Raw genomic sequence first — 13568 nt, forward strand, 5'->3', positions numbered from 1 at the left:
CTGCTGCCGCGTGAATACGCGACACACCACGCTTGATGGTTTCAGCTGTTTACCTAACGAGTGCAAAAAAGTATCAGTCCAAGTGCTCCCAAGGATTTGTCACAACCCCGTTTGAAGGCTGTAATCAACGCACACTCTTCCTGACTCCCCGTAGGAAGACACAACAACAATAACTGTCCTTCCGTAGCCCCTGGGCGCGGAAATGGAGTGCGCGATGAAGTTCACAGCAAAAGCTCTGCTTGCCTGTACCTGTATGACCCTCAGCGCCGTCAGCCTTGGCGCGCAAACCCTGACCATTGCCACCGTCAACAACAGCGACATGATCCGCATGCAGAAGCTCTCGAAAACCTTCGAGGCCGAGCATCCGGAGATCAAGCTGAACTGGGTGGTGCTGGAAGAAAACGTGCTGCGCCAACGCCTGACCACTGACATCGCCACCCAGGGCGGGCAGTTCGATGTGTTGACCATCGGCATGTACGAAGCCGCACTCTGGGGCGCCAAGGGTTGGCTCGAACCGATGAAGGACCTGCCGGCGTCCTACGACCTCGACGACGTATTCCCTTCCGTGCGTGACGGTTTGTCGGTCAAGGGTTCGCTGTACGCCCTGCCGTTCTATGCGGAAAGCTCAATCACCTACTACCGCACCGACCTGTTCAAGGACGCCGGGCTGAGCATGCCCGAGCACCCGACCTGGAGCCAGATCGGCGAATTCGCGGCCAAACTCACCGACAAGAGCAAAGAGCAATACGGCCTGTGCCTGCGCGGCAAAGCCGGTTGGGGCGAGAACATGGCGCTGATCACCACCCTGGCCAACGGCTACGGTGCGCGCTGGTTCGATGAGAAGTGGCAGCCTGAATTCAACGGCCCCGAATGGAAGGACGCGCTGAACTTCTACGTCGACAACATGAAGAAATCCGGCCCGCCGGGTGCTTCCAGCAACGGTTTCAACGAAAACCTGGCGCTGTTCAACAGCGGCAAGTGCGCGATCTGGGTCGATGCCAGCGTCGCCGGCTCGTTCGTCACCGACAAGACCCAAAGCAAAGTGGCCGACCATGTGGGCTTCACCTTTGCCCCCCACGAAAAAACCGACAAGGGCACGTCGTGGCTGTACTCCTGGAGCCTGGCGATCCCGACCAGCTCCAAGGCCAAGGATGCCGCCAAGGTGTTCACCAGTTGGGCCACCTCCAAGGAATACGGTGCCTTGGTCGCCAAGACCGACGGCGTTGCCAACGTGCCGCCAGGTACCCGCAAGTCGACCTACAGCGACGAGTACATGAAGGCCGCGCCGTTCGCCAAGGTGACCCTGGAATCGCTGAAAGTCGCCGACCCGACCAAACCGACCCTCAAGCCGGTGCCGTATATCGGTATCCAGTTGGTGACCATTCCTGAGTTCCAGGCGATTGGGACCCAGGTCGGCAAGTTCTTCTCCGGCGCGCTGACCGGCCAGCAAACGGTCGATGCTGCACTGACCGCCGCGCAGACCACCACCGAGCGTGAAATGAAGCGGGCGGGTTACCCCAAGTAACCCCCGATCCTGTAGGAGCGAGCTTGCTCGCGAAAAAGGTACATCCGACGCCGCAAGGCGCCTGAAATACCTTCGCGAGCAAGCTCGCTCCTACAGGGGTTTTACGCACCTGTACCTGACTGGCCTTGACTATCATGAATACATCCGCCAAAAACCGCCTGGCCAACCCCGGCTGGTTCCTCGTCACGCCCTCGGTCGCCCTGCTGCTGCTGTGGATGATCGTGCCGCTGGGCATGACCCTGTACTTTTCGCTGATTCGCTACAACCTGCTCTACCCCGGCGAGAACCAATTCGTGGGGCTGGAGAACTTCACCTACTTCATCACTGACTCGGGTTTCCTGCCCGGCGCCACCAATACGTTGTTGCTGGTGGGCAGCGTGCTGCTGATCAGCGTGGTGTTCGGCGTGTTGATCAGTGCGCTGCTGGAGGCCAGTGAGTTCCTCGGGCGTGGCATCGTCCGGGTGCTGTTGATTTCGCCGTTCTTCATCATGCCCACCGTCGGTGCGCTGATCTGGAAGAACCTGATTTTCCACCCGGTGTCGGGGATTCTCGCCGCCGTGTGGAAGTTCTTCGGCGCCGAGCCGGTGGACTGGCTGGCGCACTACCCGTTGCTGTCGATCATCATCATTGTCTCGTGGCAATGGCTGCCGTTCGCCATCCTGCTGCTGATGACCGCCATGCAGTCCCTCGACCAGGAACAAAAGGAAGCCGCACGCCTGGACGGTGCCGGCGCCATCGCGATTTTCTGGCACCTGACCCTGCCCCACCTGGCCCGCCCGATTGCCGTGGTGGTGATGATCGAAACGATCTTCCTGCTCTCGGTATTCGCCGAAATCTTCACCACCACCAACGGTGGCCCCGGCTACGCCTCGACCAACCTCGCCTACCTGATCTACAACCAGGCATTGGTGCAGTTCGACGTGGGCATGGCCTCGGCCGGCGGCTTGATCGCCGTGGTCATCGCCAATATCGCGGCGATCATCCTGGTGCGGATGATCGGCAAAAACCTGACTGACAAGCCTTGAGGGCCGCGCCATGACGCTTCAACAATCCCGCCGCCTGCAAAGCCTGTTGCTCGGCACCCTGGCCTGGGCCATCGCGATCCTGATTTTCTTCCCGATCTTCTGGATGGTGCTGACCAGCTTCAAGACCGAAATCGACGCGTTCGCCACGCCGCCGCAGTTCATCTTCACGCCGACCCTGGAGAACTACCTGCACATCAACGAGCGCAGCAACTACTTCAGCTATGCCTGGAACTCGGTGCTGATTTCATTCAGCGCCACCGCCCTGTGCCTGCTGATTTCGGTGCCGGCCGCCTACTCCATGGCGTTCTACGAAACCAAACGCACCAAGAGCACGCTGCTGTGGATGCTCTCCACCAAGATGCTGCCACCGGTGGGCGTGCTGATGCCGATCTACCTGCTGGCCAAGAGCTTTGGCCTGCTGGATACGCGCATCGCGCTGATCATCATCTACACCCTGATCAACCTGCCGATCGTGGTCTGGATGGTTTACACCTACTTCAAGGACATCCCCAAGGACATCCTCGAAGCCGCGCGCCTGGACGGCGCCACGCTGTGGCAGGAAATGGTCCGGGTGCTGCTGCCGATCGCCAAGGGCGGCCTGGCCTCCACGGTGCTGCTGTCGCTGATCCTGTGCTGGAACGAAGCCTTCTGGTCGTTGAACCTGACCTCGTCCAACGCAGCGCCGTTGACCGCACTGATCGCTTCCTACTCCAGCCCCGAAGGCTTGTTCTGGGCCAAATTGTCTGCCGTCTCGACCCTGGCCTGCGCGCCGATCCTGATCTTTGGCTGGATCAGCCAGAAACAGCTGGTGCGCGGTTTGTCCTTCGGCGCCGTGAAATAACGGTTTCCTATAAAAATTCAAAAAGGAGGCCCATCCCATGGCCAACCTGAAAATCAAGAATCTGCAAAAAGGCTTCGAAGGTTTCTCGATCATCAAGGGCATCGACCTGGAAGTGAACGACAAGGAATTCGTGGTCTTCGTCGGCCCCTCGGGCTGCGGTAAATCCACCCTGCTGCGCCTGATCGCCGGCCTCGAAGAAGTGAGCGAAGGCACCATCGAACTGGATGGCCGCGACATCACCGAAGTCACCCCGGCCAAGCGCGACCTGGCGATGGTGTTCCAGACCTATGCCCTGTACCCGCACATGAGCGTGCGCAAGAACATGTCATTTGCCCTGGACCTGGCCGGCGTCGACAAGCAGCTGGTGGAGAGCAAGGTCAACGAAGCGGCGCGCATCCTCGAACTGGGCCCGCTGCTGGAGCGCAAGCCCAAGCAACTCTCCGGTGGCCAGCGCCAGCGTGTGGCGATCGGCCGGGCGATTGTGCGCAACCCGAAGATCTTCCTGTTCGACGAGCCGTTGTCCAACCTCGACGCCGCCCTGCGCGTGCAGATGCGCCTGGAACTGGCGCGCCTGCACAAAGAGCTGCAAGCGACCATGATCTACGTGACCCATGACCAGGTTGAAGCCATGACCCTGGCCGACAAGGTGGTCGTGTTGAACAGCGGGCGTATCGAGCAGGTCGGCTCGCCGCTGGAGCTGTACCACCAGCCGGCCAACCTGTTTGTGGCGGGTTTTCTCGGCACGCCGAAAATGGGCTTCCTCAAGGGCAAGGTCACCCGCGTCGACGGCCAGGGCTGTGAGGTGCAGCTGGACGCCGGCACCCTGATCAGCCTGCCGCTGAGCGGCGCCAGCCTGAGCGTGGGCAGCGCGGTGACCCTGGGCATTCGTCCGGAGCACCTGGAAATCGCGTCGCCTGGGCAAACCACCCTGACGGTGACGGCCGACGTCGGCGAGCGCCTGGGCAGCGACACCTTCTGCCACGTCATCACCTCGAATGGCGAGCCGCTGACCATGCGGATTCGCGGCGACATGGCCAGCCAATACGGCGAAACGCTGCACCTGCACCTGGACCCGGCGCACTGCCATCTGTTCGACACCGACGGCGTGGCTGTGGCCCGTCCACTGCGCGCCGCCGCCTGATTTCGCGAGTATTGATCGATGAAACTGAATAAGCAGAACCTCACCCAGCTGGCGCCCGAAGTGAAATTGCCAGCCTATACGCTTGCCGACACACGCCAGGGCATCGCCCATATCGGCGTCGGCGGCTTCCATCGCGCGCACCAGGCGTATTACACCGATGCGCTGATGAATACCGGCGAGGGCCTGGACTGGAGCATCTGCGGCGTTGGCCTGCGCAGCGAGGACCGCAAGGCCCGCGATGACCTGGCCGGCCAGGACTACCTGTTCACCCTGTACGAACTGGGCGACACCGACGACACCGAAGTGCGCGTGATCGGCTCGATCAGCGACATGCTGCTGGCCGAAGACAGCGCCCAGGCATTGATCGATAAACTGGCCAGCCCCGAGATTCGCATCGTCTCGCTGACCATCACCGAAGGCGGCTACTGCATCGACGACAGCAACGGCGAGTTTATGGCCCACTTGCCGCAGATCCAGCACGACCTGGCTCATCCGTCGTCGCCAAAAACCGTGTTCGGCTTTATCTGCGCGGCATTGACCCAGCGCCGCGCGGCCGGCATCCCGGCGTTTACCGTGATGTCCTGCGATAACCTGCCCCACAATGGCGCTGTCACGCGCAAGGCACTGCTGGCGTTCGCCGCCCTGCACAATGCCGAGCTGCATGACTGGATCAAGGCCCATGTGAGCTTCCCGAACGCCATGGTCGACCGCATCACGCCGATGACCAGCACCGCCCACCGCCTGCAACTGCACGATGAACACGGCATCGACGATGCCTGGCCAGTTGTTTGCGAACCCTTTGTGCAGTGGGTACTGGAAGACAAATTCGTCAACGGCCGCCCGGCGTGGGAAAAGGTTGGCGTGCAGTTCACCGACGATGTGACACCCTATGAAGAGATGAAGATCGGCTTGCTCAACGGCAGCCACCTGGCCCTGACCTACCTGGGTTTTCTCAAGGGCTATCGGTTTGTGCACGAGACCATGAACGACCCGCTGTTAGTGGCCTACATGCGCGCCTACATGGACCTCGACGTCACGCCAAACCTCGCGCCGGTACCGGGCATCGACCTGACCGACTACAAGCAGACCCTGGTGGACCGCTTCTCCAACCAGGCGATTGCCGACCAGTTGGAACGGGTGTGTTCGGATGGCTCGTCGAAGTTTCCCAAGTTCACCGTGCCGACCATCAACCGCCTGATTGCCGACGGCCGTGAGACCGAGCGTGCAGCACTGGTCGTCGCGGCCTGGGCCTTGTATTTGAAGGGTGTGGATGAGAATGGCGTGAGCTACACAATCCCCGATCCGCGCGCCGAGTTCTGCCAGGGGCTGGTGAGTGACGATGCACTGATCAGCCAGCGGTTGCTGGCAGTGGAAGAGATTTTCGGTACGGCTATTCCCAACTCGCCTGAGTTTGTGGCAGCGTTCGAGAGGTGCTATGGGAGCCTGCGTGATAACGGCGTCACCACTACCCTGAAGCACCTCCTGAAGAAACCGGTTTAAATGTGGGAGGGGGCTTGCTGTGGTGCGGGCTTGCTGTGGTGAGCGGGCTTGCCCCGCGCCAGGCTGCGAAGCAGCCCACAAATCTGTGGTGAACCCGTCGGGGGACAAGCCCCACTCACCACAGCAAGCCCCCTCCCACACTGGACCGGGTTGCCAATCCAAAAAAATAACACCGCTGAGCACACCCTCATGACCCAGCAAAACCTGTTCCTCGGCATCGACTGCGGCACCCAAGGCACCAAGGCCATCGTCCTCGACGCGTCCAGCGGCAAGGTACTGGGCCTGGGCGCCGCCGCGCACACCCTGATCAGCGGCGCCAATGGCCGTCGCGAGCAGCACACCCAGGAATGGCTGGACGCCTTTACCGAAGCCACCCACCGCGCCTTGCAACAGGCCGGCGTGGACGGCCAGGACATCCTCGGCATCGGCGTGTCCGGCCAGCAGCACGGCCTGGTGTTGCTGGATGACAGCGGCCAGGTGCTGCGCCCGGCCAAGCTGTGGTGCGACACCGAAACCGCGCTGGAGAACGAGCGCCTGCTGGCCTACCTGGGCGGCGAAGGCGGCTCGCTGGAACGCCTGGGCGTGGCGATTGCGCCGGGCTACACCGTGTCGAAACTGCTGTGGACCCGCGAGCAGCACCCGGATGTGTTCGCGCGCATCGCCCATGTGCTGCTGCCCCACGACTACCTCAACTACTGGCTCACCGGCCGCGCGGTCGCGGAATACGGCGATGCCTCGGGCACCGGTTACTTCAACGTGCGCACCCGCGCCTGGGATATGGCGCTGCTCAAGCACATCGACCCCAGCGGCCGTCTCGAAGCTGCGCTGCCGACATTGATCGAAGCCGATCAAAGCGTAGGCACGATCCTGCCGGCCATCGCCGAACGCCTGGGCATCAACCCCAATGCCAGGGTGTCCAGCGGCGGCGGCGACAACATGATGGGTGCCATCGGCACGGGCAATATCGCCCCCGGCGTGATCACCATGAGCCTGGGCTCGTCCGGCACCGTGTATGCCTTCGCCGACCAGCCCAACGTCAGCCCGCAGGCGTCGGTCGCAACCTTCTGCTCGTCCAGCGGCGGCTGGCTGCCGTTGATCTGCACCATGAACCTGACCAACGCTACCGGGGTGATTCGCGAGTTGTTCGAGCTGGACCTCAACGCCTTCAACGCACTGGTCGAGCAAGCCCCGATTGGCGCCGATGGCGTCAGCATGCTGCCGTTCCTCAATGGCGAACGCGTACCCGCCCTGCCCCACGCCACCGGCAGCCTGCATGGGCTGACCATGACCAACCTGACCCGTGCCAACCTGTGCCGCGCGGTGGTCGAAGGCACCACCTTCGGCCTGCGCTACGGCCTCGATCTGCTACGCCACACCGGCCTGCAAAGCCAGAGCATCCGCCTGATCGGCGGCGGCTCGAAAAGCCCGGTGTGGCGGCAGATGGTCGCCGATATCATGAACACCGAAGTGATCTGCACCGAACAAAGCGAAGCCGCCGCCCTGGGCGCGGCGATCCAGGCGGCGTGGAGCCAGTCCGGAGAGTCCCTGGCCAGCCTGTGCGACAAATGCGTGAGCGTCGACCCGGCCAGCCGTACCCTGCCGGTGGCGGCCAATGTCGGCGCCTATCAACTGGCTTACGAACGTTATCAACAGCACGTGGCAACCCTTTAAGAGCGAACGACTATGTATCTGGTGTGTGGTGAAGCGCTGTTTGATTTTTTCAGCGAGGAAGATGCCAGCGGGCAGGCCTCCAAGGTCACTTACAAGGCGATTGCCGGTGGTTCACCGTTCAACGTCGCGGTGGGTTTGCGCCGCCTGGGCATTGAGGCCGGGTTGTTCGGCGGCCTGTCCAGCGACTTCCTCGGACGGCGCCTGTTGCAGGTGCTCAAGGATGAAGGCGTCAGCGAGCGGTTCCTGGTGGAGTTCGCCGCGCCGACCACCTTGTCGATGGTCGCCGTGGGCGCCGATGGCTCACCGCAGTACAACTTCCGTGGTGAAGGCTGCGCCGACCGACTGCTGGAAGTCGCGCATTTGCCGGTCCTCGGCGATGAGGTGCGCGGGCTGCATATCGGTTCGTTCTCCCTGGTGGTGCAACCGATCGGCGACACCCTGCTGAGCCTGGTCAAGCGCGAAAGCGGCAAGCGCCTGATCAGCCTCGACCCCAACGTGCGCCTTAATCCGCAGCCGGATATCCAACTGTGGCGCGACCGCGTCGCCGAGTTGGCCAAGCATGCCGACCTGATCAAGGTCAGCGACGAAGACCTGCACCTGCTCTACCCCGGCCAGTCGCCGGAAAGCGTGCTGCAGGGCTGGCTGCAACACCGTTGCCAGCTGGTGTTCCTCACCCGTGGCGGCGATGGCGCCAGTGTGTTCAGCCGTCAGCATGGCACCTGGTCGCAACCGGCACAGCGCGTGGTGATGGCGGATACCGTGGGTGCCGGGGATACCTTCCAGGCCGCGTTGATTGCCTGGCTGACCGAGCACCAGCTGGACTCGGTGCAAGGCCTGCAACAACTGACCCGCGTGCAGATCGACGCCATGCTCGGTTTTGCCATCCGCGCTGCGGCACTGACGTGCGGCAAGACCGGGCCGGACCTGCCGTATCGCCAGCAGCTTGGATGAAGGTTTTGTCAGCCAGGGCAAAATTAATCGATGGTTAATCCCGCAAGTCGAGAGTGAAATTCCACTCACTTGCGGAGCACCACCATGAAACTGCACACCTTAATGCTCGGCGGCGCCCTGGCGCTGGCGGCAGTGTCGGGCCTGGCCCAGGCTGACGATCAAACCCAGGCGGTCAACCCCGTGCCTTATCATTACGGCATGCCGATGAACATTGCCAAGGTCCTGGCCATGAACGAAACCCCAACCGGCGACTGTAAAGTCATTGATGCGGATATCAAGTTCCTGGACAAGGCGGGCAAAGTGGAAGACGTGAGCTACCGGAAGATGTCCGAAGCCTGCGATTTCCAGAATTGATGGGCAAACATACACAGCATTGGGCCTGGCATTTACCAGGCCCACCGTTCATAACCAACGATCAGTAGTAACCGCGCCCTCCAGCCCGCTGCTGGACAGGTGCATGGCTGTGCTTGAGGTCTTCACGCAACCCGGTAATGAGGTTGCAAATAGCTCGACTGCTGTCGAGTTTGTCAGCATTGATACCTTTGACCTCCAAATCCACCCGGTCACGGTCGCGGTCGTCATAGACCTTGATCGTCAGCGAAGCATCTTCGGCTTTGGTGCATTCGCACCGTTTAGGCAGGAAACTTCCTTCAATAATGCTGCGAAGTTCTAATTCCGAAAGCATGGCCAACCTCTCCTTTTTTGAGACTGCCAATCGATTGTTATAGGTCTGCAGGCCCGTGCCTGCCACGTCTCGCCAGCCCTGGAAGACGCTTACCTTTACCAGCCTACTCGGCAAATTCCGTTTTTGTTGTAACTTTTCTTCATAAGCAATGTAGGAATTTATATAGCTTAGGTCACCCCAGTTAAATCATCGTCGAACCGCTTCGATTAATCGTTTAACCCCACGCTTCGAATTAAACTGCAGCTTGTGCCGCCACTCTTTCAGCAACATATCGCAAACTATCAAAGTTGATATTTGCGCCTGAATTAACTGCGACCAAGGTCTGCCCACTCACCCCACGACTGGCCACGTACTTGCGAACCCCCGCCACCGCCAACGCACCGGAAGGCTCGGTGATGGAACGCGTATCGTCATAGATCAACTTCATTGCGCTGCACAGTTCGTCATTGCTGACGGTGATCACCTCGTCGACCCAATCGCGGCAGATCTCAAAGCCATAGGCGCCGATCTGCGCGACTGCGGTGCCATCGGCGAACCCGTCGACACTTGGCAACACCACCCGTTCCCCGGCCTGCAGTGCGGCGAGCAGGCAACTGGAGCCTTCGGGCTCGACCCCGATGATGCGCACTTCGGGCCGCAGGTATTTGACGTAGGCCGCAATGCCGGCGATCAGGCCGCCGCCGCCCACGGGCACGAAGATCGCGTCCAACGGGCCTTGTTGCTGGCGCAGGATTTCCATGGCCACCGTGCCCTGGCCGGCGATCACCTCCGGGTCATCGAAGGGCGAGACGAAGGTGCAGCCGGACATCTCGGCCAGTTGCAGCGCATGGGCCAGGGCAAACGGGAAGCTCTCGCCGTGCAGCACCGCTTCGGCGCCCCGGGAGCGCACGCCCAGCACCTTCAATTCCGGCGTACTGCACGGCATCACGATCCGCGCCTGGAGCCCCAGCGTCTTCGCCGCCAGTGCCACGCCTTGCGCATGGTTACCCGCCGACGCCGTCACCACACCGCGCGCTTTCTGCTCGCCGGTAAGCTGCACCAGCTTGTTGTAGGCGCCGCGAATCTTGAAGGAAAAGGTCGGTTGCAGGTCTTCACGCTTGAGCAGCACCTGGTTGCCGAGCATTGCCGAGAGTGCCGGTGCGGCTTGCAGGGGCGTACGCACCGCGAGGTCATAGACCGGCGCGGCGAGGATCTTTTTCACATAGTGTTCAAGCAATGCCGTATCAGCGGTAGACGGGGCGGGGCACGTGCTCATGGGGTGTCTCCTGGTTTTTAAAGGCCCTGGAGACGGAACAAACAAAACCCGCCTCTAAGGCGGGTTGGGGTGCAGCCGTGTGCTATCCCGCCAAATGAGGAATGGCGGTAATAATGCTTGGCTGGCTGCGGAAGGCTGGGTAGGTCATGCCTGGAAATTAACCGGCCATCCGGATCAAGTCAACATCATGTTTACTGACGACATACGAAACATATACGATTCGTATATACAACCACTACAGTGAACCTCATGGGCATCGTCAAGATCAGCGACCAACTGCACGAACAACTGCGTCTGGCCAGTGCGGCCATGGACCGTTCCATCAACGCCCAGGCCGAGTTCTGGATCAAGGTCGGCCTGCTCGCCGAACTCAATCCCAGCCTGCCCTACCACGAGCTGATCAACAAACTGTTGCTGGACAAGCCCGACCTGATCCGGGGGCGCAGCTGATGATCAAGACCGCCGCCCAACTGGCTGTGATGCGCGAGTCCGGACGCCTGCTGGCCCAAGTGTTCGACATGCTCGACGGGTTTGTCGCCGCCGGCCGTTCCACCCTGGAACTGGACAGCGCCGTCGAAGCCTTTATCCGCAACGAATTGAAAGCCCGCCCTGCCAGCCTCGGGCAATACGACTACCCCTTCTCCATCAACACCTCGATCAACGAAGTGGTGTGCCATGGCATGCCCAGCGCCAAGGAAATCCTCAAGGAGGGCGACATCGTCAACATCGACATCACCCTGGAAAAAGGCGGCTTTATCGCCGACTCCAGCAAGATGTACATGATCGGCACCGTCGCGCCCAAGGCGCGGCGCCTGGTGGATATGACATTCGAGGCCATGTGGGCCGGGATCCGCCAGGTCAAGCCCGGCGCACGCCTGGGGGATATCGGCCATGCGATCCAGAGCCATGCACAGGCCAATGGCTACAGCGTGGTGCGTGAATACTGCGGCCATGGCATCGGCAAGCAGATGCATGAAGAGCCGCAGATCCTGCACTTCGGCCGCCCTGGCACCGGGCTGGAACTGCGTGAAGGCATGGTGTTCACCATCGAACCGATGCTCAACCAGGGCGGCGCCAAGGTGCGCAGCCTGAAAGACGGCTGGACGGTGGTGACCAAGGACAACAGCCTGTCGGCGCAGTGGGAACATACGGTGGCAGTGACGGCGGATGGCTTTGAAGTCCTTACCCTGCAAACCCGCCCTTGATTCACCCACCGCCGTAGATACCGCCTTATGCAACACCGCGCAAATCCGTAGCAGCTGTCGAGCCCCGGCGAGGCAGTTGCTACGGATTTGCGCGGTTGGCTACGCGGCGCGACTTTAAACACCTGTGGCATGCACTCAGCCACTCACCAGACCTGGCCCTGGCGTTTCAACTCCAGGCGCCGCACAAACTCTTCCAGCACCAGGCTGTACAGGTCGTCCTGCAAGTAGGCGTCTTCGATGCCGGCATCCAGGTTGGGGTTGTCGTTGACCTCAATCACCACCACCTTGTCGCCGGACTGCTTGAGGTCCACACCGTAGAGGCCGTCGCCGATCAGGTTGGCGGTCTTCACCGCCAGTTCCACCACCGCCCTGGGCGCTTCATGGACAGCCAGGGTGCGGCATTCGCCGTTGATGGCCTGGCCGATAGCCTTGTGGTTATAGATCTGCCAATGGCCCTTGGACATGAAGTATTGGCAGGCGAAGATCGGCTTGCGGTTGAGTACGCCGATGCGCCAGTCGTACTCGGTGTAAAAGAATTCCTGGGCCAGCAGCAGCACCGAATGCTCGAACAACTCGGCAGTGGCCTTGAGCAAGGCTTCCTGGCTTTCGACCTTGATCACGCCACGGGAGAAACACCCGTCGGGAATCTTCAACACCAGCGGAAACCCGAGGCGCTCGCCGACCCGCTCGAAGTCCTGCGGTCGTTCCTTGTAGAGAATCTCGGTGGCAGGCATACCTAACTGATGGCTGTTGAGCAGGTCGGTAAGGTAGACCTTGTTGGTACAACGCAGGATCGATGCCGGGTCGTCCATCACCACCAGGCCTTCGCTTTCGGCTTTTTTGGCAAAGCGGTAGGTATGGTTGTCGACACTGGTGGTCTCGCGGATCAGCAAGGCGTCGTATTCGGCCAGGCGCGCGTAGTCCTTGCGCTCGATCAGCTCCACATCGATGCCCAGTCCCTTGCCCACGCGGATGAAATTCTCCAAGGCACGGGCGTTGGACGGTGGCAACTGCTCCTGTGGATCGTGCAGGATCGCCAGGTCGTAACGGGCCAGTCGCCGCGAACGAGGTTGGCGCCAGATCTTGCGGCTGAAGTTATCGAGGGCGTGGGCGAATTGATCTTCCTGGTCGTCTCGTAACTTGTGCAATACGCCGGACTTGACCCCTACGATATGCCAACCGTTATGTTTTCTGAACTCAACTAACAAGATCGGACATGGGAATGTTTCAAACAACTGACGGGCCAATTCCTGCAACGGTTCTATATTGGTCCTGCCGAAGTAAAGTGTCAGGGTAAACCCTTCGGTATTACTGTAGAGGTGATGACTCAAGGCTTTATCAAGGGTTTTATCCAAGTCATCCAGCGCCAGGCCGTACAGCGACTTTTTAGTCAGCTCACTGATGGTGCGCACCGAAGGAATCACCTTGTGTCCGCGCGCTTCGGCCAGCAACGAGCAGTAGTAGCCGTGCCCCAGGTACTTGTAGCTGCGGCACAGGTTGATCACCTGCACCCGCTTGCCTGACTCGTTCTGCCGGGTTTGCTCCAGGTACTCCTGGGCGGTGACGATGTCTTCGCTGGGAAAGTAGGAGGCCCAATCTTCCTTGCGTTCAACAATGATCACCACTTGACTGTTACTTCGAGGCGGCGCAGAAAAAAAGCCCTTCGATGTTATTGTCGCCGCGACGATTTGCTCGGATACTTCACGCCAATGACCTTGTACCGCCGACATAATATTTGATCCGCTTTAGAGAACTCGACCTTTTCTATT

The 13568-nt window shown here is 60.7% G+C and carries 13 protein-coding genes; 10 read left to right on the forward strand and 3 right to left on the reverse strand.

Annotated elements, in window-relative coordinates:
- The first annotated feature begins 214 nt into the window (after positions 1-214).
- The 8 genes from BFQ01_RS28080 to BFQ01_RS28115 all read left to right on the forward strand — a co-directional run bounded on the left by BFQ01_RS28080 (position 215) and on the right by BFQ01_RS28115 (position 9008).
- Positions 215-1525 (forward strand): ABC transporter substrate-binding protein, encoded by a 1311-nt coding sequence (locus BFQ01_RS28080; RefSeq protein ID WP_027606401.1) that lies wholly within the window; start codon positions 215-217, stop codon positions 1523-1525.
- 134 nt (positions 1526-1659) lie between these two features.
- Positions 1660-2550, forward strand: coding sequence for a carbohydrate ABC transporter permease (locus BFQ01_RS28085; RefSeq protein WP_051429369.1), 891 nt, complete (start codon positions 1660-1662; stop codon positions 2548-2550).
- A gap of 10 nt (positions 2551-2560) precedes the next feature.
- A complete protein-coding gene (locus tag BFQ01_RS28090) occupies positions 2561-3391 on the forward strand; it encodes a carbohydrate ABC transporter permease (RefSeq protein ID WP_027606403.1) in 831 nt (276 codons plus the stop codon).
- A 37-nt stretch (positions 3392-3428) separates the two neighbouring features.
- Positions 3429-4532, forward strand: coding sequence for an ABC transporter ATP-binding protein (locus BFQ01_RS28095; RefSeq protein ID WP_065927852.1), 1104 nt, complete (start codon positions 3429-3431; stop codon positions 4530-4532).
- 18 nt (positions 4533-4550) lie between these two features.
- Complete coding sequence (locus tag BFQ01_RS28100; RefSeq protein WP_065927853.1) at positions 4551-6032, forward strand: mannitol dehydrogenase family protein; 1482 nt, start codon at positions 4551-4553, stop codon at positions 6030-6032.
- A gap of 189 nt (positions 6033-6221) precedes the next feature.
- Positions 6222-7703, forward strand: coding sequence for a xylulokinase (gene xylB, locus BFQ01_RS28105; RefSeq protein WP_065927854.1), 1482 nt, complete (start codon positions 6222-6224; stop codon positions 7701-7703).
- A gap of 12 nt (positions 7704-7715) precedes the next feature.
- The gene (locus BFQ01_RS28110; RefSeq protein ID WP_065927855.1) at positions 7716-8654 is read left to right on the forward strand and encodes a carbohydrate kinase family protein; all 939 of its coding nucleotides are present in this window, start codon (positions 7716-7718) and stop codon (positions 8652-8654) included.
- Positions 8655-8738: 84 nt separating this feature from the next.
- The gene (locus BFQ01_RS28115) at positions 8739-9008 is read left to right on the forward strand and encodes a DUF2790 domain-containing protein (RefSeq protein ID WP_027606408.1); all 270 of its coding nucleotides are present in this window, start codon (positions 8739-8741) and stop codon (positions 9006-9008) included.
- A 61-nt stretch (positions 9009-9069) separates the two neighbouring features.
- Here the strand turns inward: BFQ01_RS28115 and BFQ01_RS28120 are convergent, their stop codons facing one another.
- On the reverse strand, positions 9070-9339 hold the full coding sequence (locus BFQ01_RS28120; RefSeq protein ID WP_027606409.1) for a DUF1652 domain-containing protein: 270 nt from the start codon (positions 9337-9339) through the stop codon (positions 9070-9072).
- A gap of 232 nt (positions 9340-9571) precedes the next feature.
- Entirely contained in the window at positions 9572-10594 is a 1023-nt protein-coding gene (ilvA, locus tag BFQ01_RS28125) for a threonine ammonia-lyase, biosynthetic (RefSeq protein ID WP_083244953.1), read from the reverse strand.
- A gap of 249 nt (positions 10595-10843) precedes the next feature.
- Here ilvA and BFQ01_RS28130 point away from each other — a divergent pair, with 249 nt between their 5' ends.
- Both BFQ01_RS28130 and map read left to right on the forward strand, forming a co-directional pair.
- Positions 10844-11044 carry a ParD-like family protein gene (locus BFQ01_RS28130; protein WP_027606410.1) on the forward strand — a complete coding sequence of 67 codons (201 nt, stop codon included), beginning with the start codon at positions 10844-10846 and terminating at the stop codon, positions 11042-11044.
- Entirely contained in the window at positions 11044-11799 is a 756-nt protein-coding gene (gene map / locus BFQ01_RS28135; protein ID WP_065927856.1) for a type I methionyl aminopeptidase, read from the forward strand. Before BFQ01_RS28130 ends, map begins: the two co-directional genes overlap by 1 nt.
- Before the next feature lie 143 nt (positions 11800-11942).
- Here the strand turns inward: map and BFQ01_RS28140 are convergent, their stop codons facing one another.
- Positions 11943-13529: a RimK family protein gene (locus BFQ01_RS28140; RefSeq protein WP_065927857.1), complete on the reverse strand. Its 1587-nt coding sequence runs from the start codon at positions 13527-13529 to the stop codon at positions 11943-11945.
- Positions 13530-13568 lie beyond the last annotated feature (39 nt).

This window comes from Pseudomonas sp. 8 R 14, assembly GCF_900005955.1.
GTDB classification, from domain to species: Bacteria; Pseudomonadota; Gammaproteobacteria; order Pseudomonadales; family Pseudomonadaceae; genus Aquipseudomonas; species Aquipseudomonas marginalis.